The sequence below is a fragment of the Pseudomonas fluorescens genome (assembly GCF_041354075.1).
Taxonomy (GTDB): domain Bacteria; phylum Pseudomonadota; class Gammaproteobacteria; order Pseudomonadales; family Pseudomonadaceae; genus Aquipseudomonas; species Aquipseudomonas fluorescens_CE.
Genome location: NZ_JARZGC010000025.1, coordinates 24921 through 42776 on the forward strand (window position 1 = coordinate 24921; position 17856 = coordinate 42776).

At 60.7% G+C, this 17856-nt stretch carries 19 protein-coding genes and 1 other RNA gene; 16 read left to right on the forward strand and 4 right to left on the reverse strand.

The features are described 5' to 3' along the window. The first annotated feature begins 159 nt into the window (after positions 1-159). The 7 genes from rplM (at position 160) to QIW53_RS23785 (ending at position 5050) form a co-directional block, all read left to right on the forward strand. On the forward strand, positions 160-588 hold the full coding sequence (gene rplM, locus QIW53_RS23755) for a 50S ribosomal protein L13 (RefSeq protein WP_003228062.1): 429 nt from the start codon (positions 160-162) through the stop codon (positions 586-588). A 14-nt stretch (positions 589-602) separates the two neighbouring features. After that, on the forward strand, positions 603-995 hold the full coding sequence (rpsI, locus tag QIW53_RS23760; RefSeq protein ID WP_003228056.1) for a 30S ribosomal protein S9: 393 nt from the start codon (positions 603-605) through the stop codon (positions 993-995). 266 nt (positions 996-1261) lie between these two features. Beyond that, positions 1262-1855, forward strand: a complete 594-nt coding sequence (gene petA / locus QIW53_RS23765) for a ubiquinol-cytochrome c reductase iron-sulfur subunit (RefSeq protein ID WP_368555251.1) — start codon at positions 1262-1264, stop codon at positions 1853-1855. Then, positions 1855-3066: a cytochrome b gene (locus QIW53_RS23770; RefSeq protein WP_192305083.1), complete on the forward strand. Its 1212-nt coding sequence runs from the start codon at positions 1855-1857 to the stop codon at positions 3064-3066. The genes petA and QIW53_RS23770 overlap by 1 nt, the downstream gene beginning before the upstream one ends. Then, complete coding sequence (locus QIW53_RS23775) at positions 3066-3848, forward strand: cytochrome c1 (RefSeq protein ID WP_371052006.1); 783 nt, start codon at positions 3066-3068, stop codon at positions 3846-3848. The genes QIW53_RS23770 and QIW53_RS23775 overlap by 1 nt, the downstream gene beginning before the upstream one ends. A 151-nt stretch (positions 3849-3999) precedes the next feature. Then, on the forward strand, positions 4000-4617 hold the full coding sequence (locus tag QIW53_RS23780; protein ID WP_371052007.1) for a glutathione S-transferase N-terminal domain-containing protein: 618 nt from the start codon (positions 4000-4002) through the stop codon (positions 4615-4617). 16 nt (positions 4618-4633) lie between these two features. Further along, positions 4634-5050 (forward strand): ClpXP protease specificity-enhancing factor, encoded by a 417-nt coding sequence (locus QIW53_RS23785; protein ID WP_371052008.1) that lies wholly within the window; start codon positions 4634-4636, stop codon positions 5048-5050. Positions 5051-5210: 160 nt separating this feature from the next. Here QIW53_RS23785 and QIW53_RS23790 read toward each other — a convergent pair whose 3' ends face one another. The 4 genes from QIW53_RS23790 to QIW53_RS23805 all read right to left on the reverse strand — a co-directional run bounded on the left by QIW53_RS23790 (position 5211) and on the right by QIW53_RS23805 (position 8657). Then, positions 5211-5789, reverse strand: a complete 579-nt coding sequence (locus QIW53_RS23790) for a BON domain-containing protein (protein WP_371052009.1) — start codon at positions 5787-5789, stop codon at positions 5211-5213. Continuing rightward, the gene (locus QIW53_RS23795) at positions 5786-6379 is read right to left on the reverse strand and encodes a phosphoheptose isomerase (RefSeq protein ID WP_368555245.1); all 594 of its coding nucleotides are present in this window, start codon (positions 6377-6379) and stop codon (positions 5786-5788) included. Before QIW53_RS23795 ends, QIW53_RS23790 begins: the two co-directional genes overlap by 4 nt. 104 nt (positions 6380-6483) lie before the next feature. Next, a complete protein-coding gene (locus QIW53_RS23800; protein ID WP_371052010.1) occupies positions 6484-6846 on the reverse strand; it encodes a YraN family protein in 363 nt (120 codons plus the stop codon). Further along, positions 6846-8657, reverse strand: coding sequence for a penicillin-binding protein activator (locus QIW53_RS23805; RefSeq protein WP_371052011.1), 1812 nt, complete (start codon positions 8655-8657; stop codon positions 6846-6848). Before QIW53_RS23805 ends, QIW53_RS23800 begins: the two co-directional genes overlap by 1 nt. 175 nt (positions 8658-8832) lie before the next feature. Here QIW53_RS23805 and rsmI point away from each other — a divergent pair, with 175 nt between their 5' ends. From rsmI to mraY, 9 genes are all read left to right on the forward strand, one after another. Then, positions 8833-9738 carry a 16S rRNA (cytidine(1402)-2'-O)-methyltransferase gene (gene rsmI, locus QIW53_RS23810; RefSeq protein WP_371052012.1) on the forward strand — a complete coding sequence of 302 codons (906 nt, stop codon included), beginning with the start codon at positions 8833-8835 and terminating at the stop codon, positions 9736-9738. Between the two features lie 75 nt (positions 9739-9813). Further along, positions 9814-10167, forward strand: an RNA gene (gene rnpB, locus QIW53_RS23815) — RNase P RNA component class A. Between the two features lie 355 nt (positions 10168-10522). Continuing rightward, positions 10523-10978: a division/cell wall cluster transcriptional repressor MraZ gene (mraZ, locus tag QIW53_RS23820; RefSeq protein WP_371052013.1), complete on the forward strand. Its 456-nt coding sequence runs from the start codon at positions 10523-10525 to the stop codon at positions 10976-10978. Further along, a complete protein-coding gene (rsmH, locus tag QIW53_RS23825; protein ID WP_371052014.1) occupies positions 10975-11922 on the forward strand; it encodes a 16S rRNA (cytosine(1402)-N(4))-methyltransferase RsmH in 948 nt (315 codons plus the stop codon). Before mraZ ends, rsmH begins: the two co-directional genes overlap by 4 nt. Continuing rightward, entirely contained in the window at positions 11919-12212 is a 294-nt protein-coding gene (ftsL, locus tag QIW53_RS23830; protein WP_368555240.1) for a cell division protein FtsL, read from the forward strand. Before rsmH ends, ftsL begins: the two co-directional genes overlap by 4 nt. Next, on the forward strand, positions 12212-13951 hold the full coding sequence (locus QIW53_RS23835; protein ID WP_371052050.1) for a peptidoglycan D,D-transpeptidase FtsI family protein: 1740 nt from the start codon (positions 12212-12214) through the stop codon (positions 13949-13951). The genes ftsL and QIW53_RS23835 overlap by 1 nt, the downstream gene beginning before the upstream one ends. Continuing rightward, positions 13951-15414: a UDP-N-acetylmuramoyl-L-alanyl-D-glutamate--2,6-diaminopimelate ligase gene (locus tag QIW53_RS23840; protein WP_371052015.1), complete on the forward strand. Its 1464-nt coding sequence runs from the start codon at positions 13951-13953 to the stop codon at positions 15412-15414. The genes QIW53_RS23835 and QIW53_RS23840 overlap by 1 nt, the downstream gene beginning before the upstream one ends. After that, complete coding sequence (locus tag QIW53_RS23845) at positions 15407-16774, forward strand: UDP-N-acetylmuramoyl-tripeptide--D-alanyl-D-alanine ligase (protein ID WP_371052016.1); 1368 nt, start codon at positions 15407-15409, stop codon at positions 16772-16774. Before QIW53_RS23840 ends, QIW53_RS23845 begins: the two co-directional genes overlap by 8 nt. Then, entirely contained in the window at positions 16774-17856 is a 1083-nt protein-coding gene (gene mraY, locus QIW53_RS23850) for a phospho-N-acetylmuramoyl-pentapeptide-transferase (RefSeq protein ID WP_262165700.1), read from the forward strand. The genes QIW53_RS23845 and mraY overlap by 1 nt, the downstream gene beginning before the upstream one ends.

The window sequence follows — 17856 nt, forward strand, 5'->3', positions numbered from 1 at the left end:
AAGTGATGCGCCGCCGCCGAAGAATCTTGCCGTTGAACGGACGCGCCGACCCGAGCCCCCGAAAGCGTCTGTATCCGGCTGCCTTTGACTTGTCAAAGTACGCACTATTCAGTAAGATCCGCCGTCTAATTTACAGGGCGGCCCCTGAGGCTATAAAGAATGAAAACTTTTACTGCTAAACCGGAAACAGTAAAGCGCGACTGGTTTGTCGTCGACGCTGCTGGTCAGACCCTGGGTCGTCTGGCCACCGAAATCGCGAGCCGTCTGCGTGGCAAGCACAAGCCTGAGTACACTCCTCACGTTGACACCGGCGACTACATCGTCGTTATCAACGCCGAGCAGATCCGTGTGACCGGTGCTAAAACCACTGACAAAATGTACTACTCCCACTCCGGTTTCCCGGGCGGCATCAAGTCGATCAACTTTGAAAAGCTGATCGCCAAGGCCCCTGAGCGCGTGATCGAGACCGCGGTCAAAGGCATGCTGCCTAAGAACCCGCTGGGTCGCGACATGTACCGTAAGCTGAAAGTCTATGCGGGCGCTGCACACCCTCATACTGCTCAGCAGCCCCAAGAACTGAAGATTTAACGGAATAGTTCATTATGTCGGCGACTCAAAATTACGGCACTGGCCGTCGCAAGACCGCAACCGCACGCGTTTTCCTGCGTCCGGGCACTGGTAACATCTCCATCAACAACCGTTCGCTGGATAATTTCTTCGGTCGCGAAACTGCCCGCATGGTAGTTCGTCAGCCGCTGGAACTGACCGAGACTGTCGAGAAGTTCGACATCTACGTCACCGTGATCGGCGGTGGTGTAAGTGGTCAAGCTGGCGCAATCCGCCACGGCATCACTCGCGCGCTGATGGACTACGACGAAACCCTGCGTAGCGCTCTGCGCAAAGCTGGCTTCGTTACTCGCGACGCCCGTGAAGTTGAACGTAAGAAAGTCGGTCTGCGTAAAGCGCGTAAGCGTCCGCAGTACTCGAAGCGTTAATTCGCTTTCTCGTTCAAAAAGAACGCCCAGCCCCTCACGGAGCTGGGCGTTTTTTTATGCGCGCGATTTCTCAAAGAATTGCTCTGTGACAACGTGCCACATCCGTAGAGCCCCTATACTGCAAGGCTTGGCAGTGGAGCCCTTCGGTAATTACCTTGTCAGGATTGGGGCTTTTCATTACCATTCGGCAAAATTTTTATAAGTACATAGATTTATTTAGTAGATGCCTGATTTAACAGGCCACAAAGCTGATGGGAGAGGACTGAATGAGCAATGACGGCGTGAATGCAGGCCGGCGTCGCTTCTTGGTAGCAGCCACATCCGTGGTGGGTGCTGCAGGAGCGGTGGGGGCTGCGGTCCCGTTCGTGGGGTCATGGTTTCCCAGTGCCAAGGCGAAAGCCGCAGGTGCACCGGTGAAAGTGAATGTCAGCAAAATCGAGCCAGGCCAGCAGATGGTTGCTGAGTGGCGCGGTCAGCCGGTATTCATCGTCCGCCGTACCGAGGAAATCCTGGGGAATCTGAAGAAGATCGAGGGCCAGCTGTCTGACCCGACCTCCAAGAACTCTGTTCAACCAACCTATGTCGATCCGGAAGTGCGTTCGATCAAGCCCGAGATTCTGCTGCTGATCGGCATCTGCACGCACCTGGGTTGCTCGCCAACCTTCCGTCCGGAAGTGGCGCCTGCGGATCTGGGCAAAGACTGGGTGGGGGGTTATTTCTGCCCTTGCCACGGCTCCCACTACGATTTGGCTGGCCGTGTCTACAAGTCGCAACCTGCGCCTTTGAACCTGCCGGTTCCCCCGCATTCCTATGAGTCCGACGAGATCATTGTCGTTGGCGTCGATACGGAGAAAGCGTGATGAGCAAGTTCATGGATTGGGTTGATGCGCGCTTTCCCGCGACCAAAATGTGGGAAGACCATCTCAGCAAGTACTACGCCCCGAAGAACTTCAACTTCTTCTACTTCTTTGGTTCCCTGGCACTGCTCGTACTGGTCAACCAGATCGTTACCGGTGTATGGCTGACCATGAGCTACACCCCTTCGGCGGAAGAGGCCTTCGCCTCTGTCGAATACATCATGCGCGACGTCGAGTACGGCTCGATCCTGCGTCTGCTGCACTCCACCGGCGCTTCGGCGTTCTTCATCGTGGTTTACCTGCACATGTTCCGTGGCCTGCTCTACGGTTCGTACCAGAAACCCCGTGAGCTGGTGTGGGTCTTCGGCATGCTGATCTACCTGGCGCTGATGGCGGAAGCCTTCATGGGTTACCTGCTGCCCTGGGGCCAGATGTCCTACTGGGGTGCCCAGGTGATCATTTCGCTGTTCGGTGCGATTCCGGTCATCGGCGACGACCTGACCCAGTGGATCCGTGGTGACTACCTGATTTCCGGTATCACCCTGAACCGCTTCTTCGCCTTGCACGTAGTCGCCCTGCCGATCGTGATTCTCGGTCTGGTGGTGCTGCACATCCTGGCGCTGCACGAGGTTGGCTCGAACAACCCGGACGGCGTGGACATCAAGAAACACAAGGACGAAAACGGCGTACCGCTGGACGGCATTCCGTTCCACCCGTACTACACCGTGAAAGACATCGTCGGCGTGGTGGTGTTCCTGTTCGTGTTCTGCTCGATCGTGTTCTTCTTCCCTGAAATGGGCGGTTATTTCCTCGAGAAACCGAACTTCGAAGTGGCGAACGCGTTCAAGACCCCCGAGCACATCGCTCCGGTCTGGTACTTCACGCCGTTCTACGCGATCTTGCGCGCGGTTCCGGACAAGCTGCTGGGCGTTATCGCCATGGGCGCGGCCATCGCCGTGCTGTTCGTCCTGCCGTGGCTGGACCGTAGTCCGGTCAAGTCGATGCGCTACAAGGGCTGGCTGAGCAAAATCTGGCTCTGGGTGTTCTGCATTTCGTTCGTGATCCTGGGTGTGTTGGGCGTATTGGCGCCAACGCCGGGTCGTACGTTGCTGTCGCAGGTCTGCACCTTCCTGTACTTCGCCTACTTCATTTTGATGCCGTTCTACACCAGGCTCGAGAAGACCAAACCGGTTCCGGAAAGGGTGACTGGCTGATGAAAAAGCTATTTGCTGTACTGATTCTTGCTGCTTTGCCTGTCCTGTCGTTCGCGGCTGAACACGGTGGTCCTGAACTGGAAAAGATCGATATCGACGTTTCCGACAAGGCTGCCATGCAGGATGGCGCGCGTACCTTCGCCAACTACTGCATGGGTTGCCACAGCGCCAAGTTCCAGCGCTATGAGCGTGTTGCCGACGATCTGGGCATTCCCCATGACCTGATGCTGTCGAACCTGGTGTTCACGGGCGCCAAGATCGGCGACCACATGAGCATCGGCATGCAACCGGCCGACGCCAAGACCTGGTTCGGCGCTGCGCCTCCTGACCTGACCCTGGTGGCTCGTGTTCGTGGTACCGACTGGCTCTATGGCTACCTGAAGTCGTTCTATGAAGACCCGGCGCGCCCTTGGGGTGTGAACAACAAGGTCTTCCCGAACGTGGGCATGCCGAACGTGCTGGTGGGCCTGCAAGGTCGCCAGGTCGTGGGTTGCAAACAGGTGCAGATCGTCGAGGACGGCAAGAAGCAATATGATCCGCTGACCGGTACCGCGCTGACGCATGAAGCGTGCGATCAGTTGACCATCGTGCCGAAAAGCGGTGCGCTGACCGAAGCGCAGTTCGATGAGAAGGTCAAGAATCTGGTAACCTTCCTCGCTTACTCGGCTAACCCGGTTAAGCTGCAACATCAGCGCATTGGTACCTATGTCTTGCTGTACCTGGCGTTCTTCTTCGTATTCGCTTACCTGCTCAAGCGCGAATACTGGAAAGACGTGCACTGATAACGCTTCAAGCAATTGCTGTTAATCGCGCGCGCCCAAGGGCGCCTCTGAAAGTGTAACGATTCTGGTCATCCAGGCGTTACGGGAGGCGCCCTCTGGGCGCGCTCGTTTTTCCGCTTTCGATAATTTCAACAAGCGAGGAGGACCGCCAATGGGCGTGACCAATCGGTTGGCCTGTTACTCCGACCCCGCCGACCACTATTCCCACCGAGTGCGCATCGTACTGGCTGAGAAGGGTGTCAGCGCCGAGATCATTTACGTGGAAGCTGGCCGCCAGCCGCCTAGACTGATCGAGGTCAACCCTTATGCAAGCTTGCCCACCCTGGTCGATCGCGACCTGGCCTTGTGGGAGTCGACCGTGGTGATGGAATATCTGGATGAGCGTTACCCGCACCCGCCCTTGCTGCCGGTATATCCTGTGGCGCGTGCCAACAGTCGTTTGCTGATGCATCGCATCCAGCGCGACTGGTGTGGCCTGGTGGATCTGATCCTGGATTCCCGGACCAAGGAAGCTGCCCGTGTCGTCGCTCGTAAAGAGCTGCGCGAGAGCCTGACCGGTGTGTCGCCGCTGTTCGCCGACAAGCCGTTTTTCCTCAGTGAGGAACAAAGTCTGGTGGATTGCTGCCTATTGCCAATACTCTGGCGCTTGCCGATTCTGGGTATCGAACTGCCGCGGCCTGCCAAGCCGCTGCTTGATTATATGGAGCGCTCGTTTGCGCGTGAGGCATTCCAGGCAAGTCTGTCTGGTGTCGAACGCGATATGCGCTAAGGCTTAAGGAGCCGCTATGAACTCCAGTCGACCTTATCTGGTCCGCGCGCTCTACGAGTGGATTGTGGACAACGACTGCACCCCGCACATGCTGGTCAACTCCGAGTATCCGTCGGTGCAGGTGCCACAAGGTTTTGCCAGTGATGGACAGATCGTCCTGAACGTATCGCCGGCTGCCGTGCGTCATTTGCACATGGACAACGAAGCGGTCAGCTTCGAAGGACGCTTCGGTGGTGTGCCGCACACCCTGTACGTGCCTATCGCCTCGATCCTGGGCATTTACGCTCGGGAGAACGGCCAGGGCATGGTGTTCGATCTGGAGTCGCCCATGGAGGACGAGGGCGAGGAGATCGAGCCGGATGACGATCTGCCACCACCGGACAGCGAACCACCGCGCCCCAGCGGCCGACCCAGTTTGAAAGTGGTGAAATGAAAAAAGGCGATCCGAGAGGATCGCCTTTTTTGTGCCTGCTCCCGGTAGGAGCGAGCATGCTCGCGATGGTCGTCAACGATAACGCTGGCTATCTGGATGCCTGCGGTGTCTGGGCTACCATCGCGAGCCTGCTCGCTCCTACAGGGGGGCAGTACGGGCATCAATCAATGTATTCGAACAACTTCACAATCTTCTGCACCCCGGAAACACCCTGAACCAGGTTGGTCGCCTGGGCGGCTTCCTGTTTGGTCAGCAGGCCCAGCAGATAGACGATGCCGTTTTCGGTCACGACCTTGATGCGCGAGCCCGGGATGTTCGGGTCGGTGAGCATCTGGGTCTTGATCTTGGAGGTCAGCCAGGTGTCGTTCTGGCGCGCCAGGAAGCCGGACGGTGGCAGCACCTGCAGTTCGTTGTGGACTTTCTTCACGCGCTGGACAGCGGCGGCGGCTTGTTCGGCCTTGGCTTTCAGGTCTTCGCGCGGCGTCTGTCCGGCAAGCAGCACCACACCGTTGTAGCTGGTGACGACGATGTGCGAGCCATCGTCCAGGAGCGGGTCGGCCTTGGCGACGTTCACGCCGACCTTGGTGTCGATCAGTGAGTCATCGATCTTGCTGCCGAGGGTGCGCGTGCCGCGGTCATCTTCGATAGGGGCTTCCCGGCTGGCGTTAACCACCGAGGTGCAGCCGCTGATACCCAGGCACAGGGTCAAGGCCAGAAGGCCCAAGCGATTAGGGGTCATTCTTCACTCCCGAACAGTTGGCTGTCGATCAAATCGCAAAGGCAATGGATCGCCAGCAGGTGGACTTCCTGAATACGTGCGGTGACGTTGGCCGGTACGCGAATCTCGACGTCTTCGGGCAGCAGCAGTGACGCCATGCCGCCGCCATCACGTCCCGTCAATGCTACGACAATCATTTCGCGATCATGTGCGGCCTGGATCGCTTGAATGATGTTGGCCGAGTTGCCGCTGGTGGAAATGGCCAGCAACACATCGCCCGGTTGACCGAGGGCGCGGATCTGTTTGGAGAAAACTTCGTTGTAGCTGTAGTCGTTGGCGATCGAGGTGATCGTCGAGCTGTCGGTGGTCAGGGCAATGGCTGGCAGGCTCGGGCGTTCGCGTTCGAAGCGGTTGAGCAGCTCGGACGAGAAGTGCTGGGCATCGCCGGCCGAGCCGCCGTTGCCGCAGGAAAGCATTTTGCCTTCGTTGAGCAGGGCGTTGACCATGACCTGGCTGGCTTGCTCGATGTGCGGTGCAAGTACGTCCATCGCCATTTGCTTGGTGTCGATACTGGCCTGGAAAAGCTGGCGAATTCGGGATTGCATGTCCATCTGTGTGACCTTAATGAGCGCGGCTACTGGGCACATGAATGTGCAGCCCGCAAAGCAAAGAGCAAAATTGTCGGGTGAAAGTGTCCGGGTCGGGACGCCGGTGATCAGCTGTCGAAGGCATTCTGCAACCAGTTCAACTGATCGTGATTGCTGTCGATGGCAATCACGTCGAAGCGACAGGGGGAATTGGCCCAACGCGACTCGCGCTGAAGAAAATACTGCGCGGCAATGATCAGTTTCTGCCGTTTGCGCTCATCGATGCTATCGAGCGCGCCACCCCATTGAGTGTTTTTTCTGTAGCGAACTTCAACAAATACTACTGTATCGCCATCTAGCATGACCAGATCAAGCTCGCCACGTTTACACAACCAATTCTGCGCCAGCAGGCGCAGACCCTGTTGTTGCAGATGCTCGAGCGCATGGCGCTCGGCATCCTTGCCGCGTTGCTGGCGTGATCCGTCGGGCATCAGCGCGGTGTGTTCGGCAGGCGTTGAACCTGGCCGTTGACGAACTCGGCCCACGGCAGCTGGCGTACCACGCGCTGGTTCTGCGTCATGCTCAGGCTGCCCGATTGCCCCTCGATCTGGCTGTCCGGCAGTGCCTTGAGTTGCCCCAGGCGCGGTGCCAGGCGATAGGCGTCGACGCCCATTGCATACAGGCGCCCCAGGCTGCCGGCGGCTTGTGGCCATTGCGCGGTCACCTGCTTGCGCAGCGGGTCGTTGGCGTCCAGCAGCCATGGGGTTTCGCAGAAGCGAATGCCGTTCATGTCGTTGTACTGGTTGACGTCACCGCTGGCACTGAACACGTGGGAAGTGGCGTAGACCGGAACGTCGCCGGCGTACTGGAAGTTCAGGGTCGGCTTGATCTGCTGGGCTTGCTGAGGCGTCGCGGCGAGGAAAATGAACTCGATGTCCTGGCGGCGCGACGGTTGAGCGGCCACTTGCGAGCCAACGGTGCTTTGCAGGCTCTTGGCGCGGCCTTCACTCTGGCGCAGCTGGAACATGTCGGCAATCTGCTGGGCCAGTTGGACCGGCTGATCGACCCGTTCGGTGGCTACGATGCTGCCGCCGTTGGCTTGCCAGTCCTGGCTGAACGCCCTGAGCACGCGATCGCCCCATTCGCCTTTCGGCACCATGATGGCAGCGCGATGCAGGCCGTCGGCGCGGGCGCGGCGGGATACTTCACGGGCTTCGTCTTCAGCCGCCAGACCAAACTGGAACAACTGCGCCGGGCCTTGGGTGCCCTCGCTGTAGTTCAGCGCCAGGGTGGTGATCGGCAGTTGCGGCCGGGCGCTCAGTTGCTTGACCAGCGGCTTCTCCAGAGGGCCGACCACCAGTTGCACGCCATCGGCCTGTGCCTTGCGGTAGAACTCGTCGAGCGAGGTCAGGCGCGAGCTGTCATAGAAGGCAATCGCGGGCGGCTTCTGGCCGGCCTGCTGAGCCTGATAGTGCGCAGCCATGAAACCGTCACGAAGGGCTTTGCCGACCGAGGCGAGCGGGCCGTCCTGGGGCAGCAGCAGGGCGATCTTGCTCAGGGGCTGGCTGGCCAGTTCCTTGAGGTTTGTCAGTGCTTGCGGCAACTGGACAGCGGCCGGGTGCTTGGGATTCTGGGCGCGCCAGGTGTCGATGGCGGCCTGCTGCTGTTCCAGTGTGCCGGCGGTTTTCACGGCCAGCGCCAGGGCCATCCAGCCACCGAGGTCGTCGTTGGTGCCGGGCTGCAACTGCTCGGTCGGCAGCGAAGCGATCAGGGTCCAGATCGCTTCGTGGTTTTTGCTGGCGGCTTCACCACTGAGCATGGGCGCGATGAAGATGCGTTCGCGGGCGGCGGCGAGTGTCTGGCCGTCAGCCTCGAGGGCGCGGGCACGCACGGTGCCGGTGCGGACCTGCTGCTCGACCGGCAGTTCGGCCAGTTGTTGCAGGCTTGGATGGTTCAGGGCGGCCAGCGCAGCTTTCGGCTGATTGCGGGCCATGGCCAGTTCGGCCGCCAGGGTGCTGGCGAATACCTGCTGGCCCGGCTTGAGCTGCTCGACGGGCACCTGTTGCAGGATCTGCGCGGATTGGCCGGCATTGCCCTGGCGATAAGCCAGGTCGGCGGCACTCAGGCGATACAGCGCGGCCTGTTCCGGGGTTTTGCTTTTGGCGGCCTGATCGAGCAGTTGCTCGATGCTGGCATCCGCAGTCCGTGGGATTTCGTCCAGGCTGGAGGACGGCGAGCTGGCGCAAGCCGCCAGCAGTGCAGCGAGGCAGAGGGCAGTGAACAGCCGCAGGCAAGCGATCATGTAGTGTTCCTGATACTCGATCAAATTAGCGTGGAATTGTACCCAAGCACTGGCCGGGGCGCGATGTTACTGGCGTGAATCGATCAATTTAGCTCATGCAGGGGCGGCAGGGCGGCCTCGGACACTGCAAAACCGCCACCGCTTGCGCCTGTTGAAAGCGTCACTACGGGTTACAATGGCGCCTTTTACCGATCATGAGGTGTGCGCTTTGACTGTCCCGGGTGCTTTGAATTCCGCTGCCGGCTCGCTTTATGTGGTGGCGACGCCCATCGGCAACCTGGACGACATCAGTGCGCGTGCGCTGAAGATCCTGCGCGAGGTAGCGCTGATCGCCGCCGAGGACACGCGTCACTCCCAGCGGCTGATGCAGCATTTCGGTATCCCGACGCCGTTGGCGGCCTGTCACGAGCACAACGAGCGCGATGAAGGAAACCGTTTCATTGCCCGCCTGCTGGCCGGTGATGACGTGGCGCTGATTTCCGATGCCGGGACGCCGTTGATTTCCGATCCGGGTTATCACCTGGTCCGCCAGGCCCGTGCGGCGGGTATCAATGTGGTGCCGGTGCCGGGGGCTTGTGCATTGATCGCGGCCTTGTCGGCGGCAGGCCTGCCGTCGGACCGCTTCATCTTCGAAGGTTTTCTGCCGGCCAAGGCCGTCGGCCGACGGGCGCGACTGGAGCAGGTCAAGGAAGAGCCGCGCACGCTGATTTTCTACGAGGCCCCGCACCGCATCCTGGAATGCCTGCAGGACATGGAGCTGGTCTTCGGCGGGCAGCGCCCGGCCTTGCTGGCGCGGGAGCTGACCAAGACCTTCGAAACCCTGAAAGGGTTGCCGCTGGCCGAATTGCGCGAGTTCGTCGAGTCGGACAGCAACCAGCAACGCGGCGAGTGTGTAGTGCTGGTCGCGGGCTGGACTGCTCCCGAGTCCGAGGACGCCGTGAGCAGCGAAGCCATGCGCATTCTCGACCTGTTGCTCGAAGAGATGCCCCTCAAGCGCGCGGCGGCCCTGGCGGCGCAGATTACCGGTGAGCGCAAGAACGTGCTTTACCAGGCCGCCCTGGATAAGCAGAAAGGCCAGTGAAACCCGACGTGCAGGAGCGTCGGCAGGCGTTTAGCGCTTGTTCTTCGGGCGCTCTGCCGTTAACCTTCGCGGCGGAGAGTCGATCGGACAGTCGCTGCCCTCTATGAAAATTAGGGGGGGGAGGAAAGTCCGGGCTCCATAGGGCGAAGTGCCAGGTAATGCCTGGGAGGCGTGAGCCTACGGAAAGTGCCACAGAAAATAACCGCCTAAGCGCTTCGGCGCCGGTAAGGGTGAAAAGGTGCGGTAAGAGCGCACCGCACGTCTGGCAACAGTTCGTGGCTAGGTAAACCCCACTTGGAGCAAGACCAAATAGGGTCCCAAGGCGTGGCCCGCGCTGGGACCGGGTAGGTTGCTAAAGATGTCCAGTGATGGCCATCGTAGACGAATGACTGTTCAAGACAGAACCCGGCTTACAGATCGACTCTCCACCTTTTCCCCTCCCTGTTTTTGAAGTAACGGACAGGGCGCCCGTAATGGCTCTTTCCCTCCTTGTAAATGATTCGCAGAACCTCTCTTGTAATACCGAAAAAATCTTACTCTTAACAAACTACTTTAACTTCTGAATGCAGCCTTCTGTGCTGATTCGGTTTATTGCGTCTTTTCGTGCGCCGGATTCTCGTTGCCCCTCCTGATGTGCTCCTAAATCTCAGTTCTGTAAGGGTTTTCCTTTAATCCGCGCCTTGACGGTGCGGTGGCCGCATTCCTATAGTGTGCGCAAGTGGCGGAAAGTGGCATGAAGTGGGTTTTTTGAGCGCAAAACGCTAACATTTGGAGAAACGCTGACGTGTTTCGCGGAGCTAACGCTATCAGTCTCGACGCAAAGGGCCGTCTCGCCATGCCGAGCCGGTACCGTGACGAGCTCGTTTCGCGTAGTTCCGGTCAGTTGATCGTCACGATCGATGCCGCTGATCCATGTTTGTGTGTTTATCCCCTCGATGAGTGGGAAATTATCGAAACCAAACTGCGCGCACTGCCTTCACTTCGCGAAGAGAACCGCCGTCTGCAACGTTTATTGATTGGTAATGCCGTTGACCTCGAGCTCGATGGCAGTGGTCGTTTTCTGGTGCCGCCGCGTCTTCGTGAATATGCCAGGTTGGATAAGCGCGCGATGTTGGTGGGCCAACTGAACAAGTTCCAATTGTGGGACGAGGATGCCTGGAATGCGGTTTCTGCCGCTGACCTGGCAGCTATTCAACAACCGGGCGCCATGCCCGATGAACTGCGTGATTTGATCCTGTGACTATTGATAGCGGCTTTAACCACATCACCGTACTGCTTGACGAGGCCGTCGAAGGACTCGCCGTACGTGCTGATGGCTGCTATCTGGATGGTACGTTCGGGCGCGGCGGGCACAGTCGGTTGATCCTCAGCCAGCTCGGGCCCGATGGTCGGTTGCTCGGATTCGACAAGGATCCCCAAGCGATTGCCACCGGGCAGACGCTAGCGGCCGAAGACGGCCGCTTTGTCGTTGTGCAGCGCAGCTTTGCCGAGCTCGGTTCGGAAGTCGCCGATCGCGGCCTGTCCGGCAAGGTCAGCGGTGTTCTGCTCGACCTGGGCGTGTCCTCGCCACAGCTCGATGACCCTGAGCGCGGTTTCAGTTTTCTCAATGACGGTCCGCTGGACATGCGCATGGACCCGTCCCGGGGTATCAGCGCCGCCGAATTCGTCAACACCGCACCCGTGGAGGAAATCGCCCGGGTGTTCAAGGAATATGGCGAAGAGCGTTTCTCCGGACGCATGGCCCGTGCCGTGGTCGAACGTCGCGACGTCAAGCCGTTCGAGCGTACCGGTGATCTGGCCGAAGTCCTGAAAGTGGCCAACCCGGCGTGGGAAAAAGGCAAGAACCCGGCAACCCGTGCATTCCAGGGCCTTCGCATTCACGTCAATAACGAACTGGGCGATCTCGAAGCCGGCCTCGACGCCGCGCTGGAGTGCCTGGAAATCGGTGGCCGGCTGGTGGTGATCAGCTTCCATTCGCTGGAAGACCGCATCGTCAAGCTGTTCATGCGCAAACTGGTCAAGGGTGAGGCCGACAACCTGCCGCGCAACCTGCCGGTGCGTCACGTCGCTTTCGAACCGAAAATCAAGATCCATGGCAAAGCGCAGTCCGCCTCCGAGGCCGAACTCAAAGCCAACCCACGTGCTCGCAGCGCTGTCATGCGCGTCGCGGAGAAGTTGCGGTGAGCAAGCTTTTCGCCAAGCCACTGCCCGGCGGCAGCTTCTTCATGCTGCTGCTGTTTGTCGGCGTGCTCGTGTCGGCCATCGGCGTGTCGTACAGCGCGCACTGGAACCGTCAACTGTTGAACACGCTGTACAACGAACTGAGCGTGCGTGACAAGGCGCAGGCGGAGTGGGGCCGGTTGATTCTCGAGCAGAGCACCTGGACCGCCCACAGCCGTATCGAAGTCCTGGCCACCGAACAGTTGAAGATGCACATCCCTGGCGCGGCTGACGTGCAGATGGTGGCGCCATGATGAAGCTCGAAGGCGCACTCTTTCCCTGGCGGTTCCGCCTGGTGCTGGGTTTGCTCGGCGTCATGGTGGCAGCGATCTGCTGGCGCATCATCGATCTGCAGGTAGTCGACCGCGCCTTCCTCAAGGGGCAGGGCGACGCGCGCAGCGTTCGTCACATTCCGATTCCGGCACACCGTGGCCTGATCACCGACCGTAACGGCGAGCCTTTGGCCGTCAGTACGCCGGTCACCACCCTGTGGGCCAACGCCAAGGAAATGCAACTGGCCAAGGAGAAGTGGCCGGCACTGGCGGCTGCGCTGGGGCAGGACCCGAAAGCCTTGGCCGAACGTCTCGAAGCGCAGGCCAACAAGGAATTCATTTACCTGGTGCGCGGCTTGACCCCCGAGCAGGGCCAGTCGGTGCTCGACCTGAAAGTCCCGGGCGTTTATGGCATCGAGGAGTTCCGCCGCTTCTACCCGGCGGGTGAAGTGACGGCGCACATGGTCGGCTTTACCGACATCGATGACCATGGCCGCGAAGGCGTCGAACTGGCCTACGATGAATGGCTGGCCGGCGTGCCCGGCAAGCGACAGGTCATCAAGGACCGGCGCGGGCGACTTATCAAGGATGTTCAGGTGACAAAAAACGCCAAGGCCGGCAAGCCCTTGGCGTTGTCGATTGACCTGCGCCTGCAATACCTGGCCAACCGCGAGCTGCGCAACGCGATCATCGAGAACGGCGCCAAGGCCGGCAGCCTGGTGATCATGGACGTGAAGACCGGCGAGATCCTCGCCATGGTCAACCAGCCGACCTACAACCCGAACAACCGCCGCAACCTGCAACCGGCGATGATGCGTAACCGCGCGATGATCGACGTGTTCGAGCCCGGCTCGACCATGAAAGCGATCTCCATGAGCGCCGCCATTGAAACCGGACGCTGGAAACCGAGCGACAGCGTCGAGGTGTATCCGGGCACCTTGCAGATCGGCAAATACACCATCAAGGACGTTTCCAAGACCGAAGGCCCGGTGCTGGACATGACCGGCATCCTGATCAACTCCAGTAACGTCGGCATGAGCAAGGTTGCGTTCGACATCGGCGGTGAAACCATCTTCCGTCTGGCGCAGAAGCTCGGCCTCGGCCAGGACACCGGCCTCGGGTTCCCGGGCGAACGCGTGGGCAACCTGCCGAACTACCGCGAATGGCGCAAGGCTGAAACGGCCACGCTGTCCTACGGCTATGGCATTTCGGTGACCGCGATCCAGCTGGTTCATGCCTTCTCGGCCCTGGCCAACAACGGTCGCCTCGCGCCGCTGACCCTGATCAAGACCGACAAGGCGCCGCAGACCACGCAGGTGCTGCCGGAAAACGTCGCGAAGACCATGCAGACCATGCTGCAACAAGTGATCGAAGCCCCGCGCGGTGTGTTCCGCGCGCAGGTGCCGGCGTATCACGTGGGCGGCAAATCCGGTACTGCGCGCAAGACGTCGGTCGGTACCAAAGGTTATGCCGAAAACTCCTACCGCTCGCTGTTCGCCGGTTTCGGTCCGATGAACGACCCGCGCTACGCCATCGTGGTGGTGATCGATGAGCCGACCAAGGCCGGTTACTTCGGTGGCCTGGTGTCGGCGCCGGTGTTCAGCAAAGTGATGTCCGGGACCCTGCGCCTGATGAACATCACGCCGGACAACCTGCCGCCGGTCCAACAGGCCAATGCGGTTCCGGCCGTTCCACCAAAAGCCAATGGAGGGCGCGGCTGATGTCCCTGAGTCTGAACAAGATTTTTGCCCACGCCGGCCACGATCTGTTGATTCGCGAGTTGACGATCGACAGTCGCAATGTGCGCGCCGGCGACCTGTTCCTCGCCGTGCCCGGTGGGCGCTTCGATGGTCGCGCGCACATTGGCGACGCCTTGCAGCGTGGCGCGGCGGCGGTGGCCTATGAAGTCGAAGGCGCGACCGTGTTGCCGATCACCGATGTGCCATTGATTCCGGTCAAGGGCCTGGCGGCGCAGCTGTCGGACATCGCCGGGCGTTTCTACGGTGAGCCGAGTCGTCACCTGAATCTGGTGGGCGTGACCGGCACCAACGGCAAAACCAGCGTGACCCAACTGGTGGCCCAGGCCCTGGACCTGCTCGGCCAGCATTGCGGCATCGTCGGCACGCTGGGCACCGGTTTTTACGGCGCGCTGCAAAGCGGCCTGCACACCACGCCGAACCCGATTGCCGTCCAGGCGACCCTGGCCGACCTGAAAAAGGCCGGCGCCAAGGCCGTGGCCATGGAAGTGTCGTCCCACGGCCTGGACCAGGGGCGTGTCACCGCGTTGGCGTTTGACGTGGCGGTGATGACCAACCTGTCCCGCGACCACCTGGATTACCACGGCACCATGCAGGCCTACGGCGAAGCCAAGGCCAGGCTGTTTGCCTGGAATGATTTGAAATGCCGCGTGGTCAACCTCGACGACGAGTTCGGCCGGCAACTGGCGGGCGAAAAACGCGAGTCGCGCCTGATCACCTACAGCCTGCTGGATCGCAGCGCCTACCTGTTCTGTCGCGATGCGCAATTCGATGACGAAGGGGTACGTGCCACGCTGGTCACGCCCCAGGGCGAGCACCATCTGCGCAGCACCTTGCTCGGCCGCTTCAACCTGAGCAACGTGCTGGCCGCGATCGGCGCCTTGCTCGGTCTCGACTATGCACTCGACGAAATCCTCAAGGTCCTGCCGAAGCTCGAGGGCCCGGCGGGGCGTATGCAGCGCCTGGGTGGCGGCACTCAGCCGCTGGTGGTGGTCGATTACGCCCACACCCCGGATGCCCTGGAAAAAGTGCTGACAGCCCTGCGCCCGCACGCCAAAGGTCGGCTGCTGTGCCTGTTCGGTTGCGGCGGTGATCGCGATCGCGGCAAGCGTCCGTTGATGGCCGAGGTGGTCGAGCGTCTGGCTGACGGGGTGCTGGTCACCGATGACAATCCGCGCACCGAAGACCCGGCAGTGATCTTCGATGACATCCGTGCCGGCTTCGCCGACGCGGACAAGGTGAGCTTCGTTGCCGGTCGCGGCGTGGCCATTGCCCAATTGATCGCAGGCGCTTCGGCGGATGACGTGATCGTCCTGGCCGGCAAGGGCCACGAGGACTATCAGGAAATCAATGGTCAGCGCCACGACTTCTCGGATCTGGTCGAGGCCGACCGTGCCTTGACCGCGTGGGAGGTGGCCCATGCTTAAAGCCCTGAAACTGAGTGAACTGACCGTTGCATTGAATGGCCGCCTGCTCGGCGCCGATGCCAGTTTCAATGGCATCAGCATCGACAGCCGCGCCATCAAGCCGGGCCAGTTGTTCATCGCACTGACCGGTCCGCGTTTCGATGGGCATGACTATCTCAATGATGTCGCGGCCAAAGGCGCCGTGGCGGCGCTGGTCGAGCGGGAAGTCCCTGACAGCAGTCTGCCGCAATTGCGGGTGAACGATACCCGTCAGGCGCTGGGGCAACTGGGCGCCTTGAACCGTGGGGCGTTCACCCATCCGGTCGCCGCCATCACCGGTTCCAGTGGCAAGACCACGGTCAAGGAAATGCTCGCGAGCATCCTGCGCACGCGCGGCCCGGTCCTGGCCACCCGTGGCAATCTCAACAACGACCTCGGCGTGCCGCTGACCCTGCTGGAACTGGCACCGGAGCACACGGCGGCGGTGATCGAGCTGGGCGCCTCGCGTCTCGGCGAAATTGCCTACACCGTCAGCATGACCAAGCCTCACGTTGCCATCCTCAACAATGCCGGGACCGCCCACGTGGGTGAATTCGGCGGCCCGGAAAAAATCGTCGAAGCCAAGGGCGAAATCATCGAAGGGCTGGCGGCCGACGGCATTGCCGTACTCAATCTTGACGACAAGGCCTTCGGGATCTGGAAAACCCGTGCCGCCGGTCGCCAGGTGCTGACCTTCGCCCTGGACAACAGCGATGCGGATTTCCATGCCAGCGACCTGGGTCGCGATGCGCGCGGTTGCCCGTCGTTCAGGCTGCACACCCCCATGGGTGTGGAGCACGTTCAACTGAACCTGCTCGGCACCCATAACGTGGCCAATGCCATGGCCGCTGCCGCCGCTGCACATGCCCTGGGCGTTTCGCTGTTCGGCATTGCCACCGGCCTTGGCGCGGTGCAACCGGTCAAGGGCCGCACCGTCGCGCAACTCGCCACCAACGGCATGCGCGTGATCGATGACACCTACAACGCGAACCCCACGTCCATGTGCGCCGCCGTTGATATACTCGCCGGCTTTTCCGGTCGCACCGTTCTGGTGCTCGGAGACATCGGCGAGTTGGGCGACTGGGCGGAGCAGGGCCACCGCGACGTCGGCGCCTATGCCCGTGGCAAGGTCAACGCACTGTATGCCGTGGGACCGCTGATGGCGCACGCCGTGAAGGCGTTCGGCGAACAGGCTTATCACTTCGCCACCCAGGCTGAACTGATCGAGGCCCTCGGCGCCGAGCAAGACACCAACACCACCATTTTGATCAAGGGCTCGCGTAGCGCTGCGATGGAAAACATCGTCGCGGCTTTGTGCGGGTCCAGCCTGGAGAAACATTAATGCTGCTGCTGCTAGCGGAGTATCTGCAACAGTTCTACAAAGGCTTCGCGGTCTTCCAGTACCTGACCCTGCGCGGGATTCTCGGTGTACTGACCGCGCTGGTCCTGTCGCTGTGCTATGGCCCCTGGATGATCCGCACCCTGCAGAACCGTCAGATCGGCCAGTCCGTTCGTAACGATGGTCCGCAATCGCACCTGTCCAAATCCGGTACGCCGACCATGGGTGGCGCGCTGATCCTGTCGTCCATCGGTGTCAGCACCCTGTTGTGGGCCGACCTGAGCAACCGTTACGTCTGGGTCGTGTTGCTGGTGACGTTGCTGTTCGGTGCCATCGGCTGGGTCGATGACTATCGCAAGGTGATCGAGAAGAACTCCAAGGGCCTGCCGAGCCGCTGGAAGTATTTCTGGCAGTCGGTGTTTGGCCTGGCGGCGGCGATCTTCCTCTACAAGACGGCCGCGACTCCGGTCGAGACCACCCTGATCCTGCCGATGCTCAAGGACTACAGCATTCCGTTGGGGGCAGGCTTTATCGTCCTGACCTATTTCGTGATCGTCGGCTCGAGCAACGCGGTCAACCTGACCGACGGCCTCGATGGCCTGGCAATCATGCCGACCGTGATGGTCGGCGGTGGCCTGGGCATTTTCTGCTACCTGTCGGGTAACGTGAAATTTGCCGAGTACCTGCTGATCCCCTATGTGCCGGGCGCGGGTGAACTGATCGTGTTCTGCGGCGCGCTGATCGGTGCGGGCCTGGGCTTCCTGTGGTTCAACACCTATCCGGCCCAGGTCTTCATGGGTGACGTCGGCGCACTGGCGCTGGGCGCCGCCCTGGGCACCATCGCGGTGATCGTCCGTCAGGAAATCGTCCTGTTCATCATGGGCGGTGTGTTCGTGATGGAAACCCTGTCGGTGGTCATCCAGGTGGCCTCCTTCAAGCTGACCGGGCGCCGTGTGTTCCGCATGGCGCCGATTCATCACCACTTTGAACTCAAGGGCTGGCCCGAGCCGCGCGTGATCGTCCGTTTCTGGATCATCACCGTGATTCTCGTGCTGGTTGGCCTTGCCACCCTGAAGCTGAGGTAG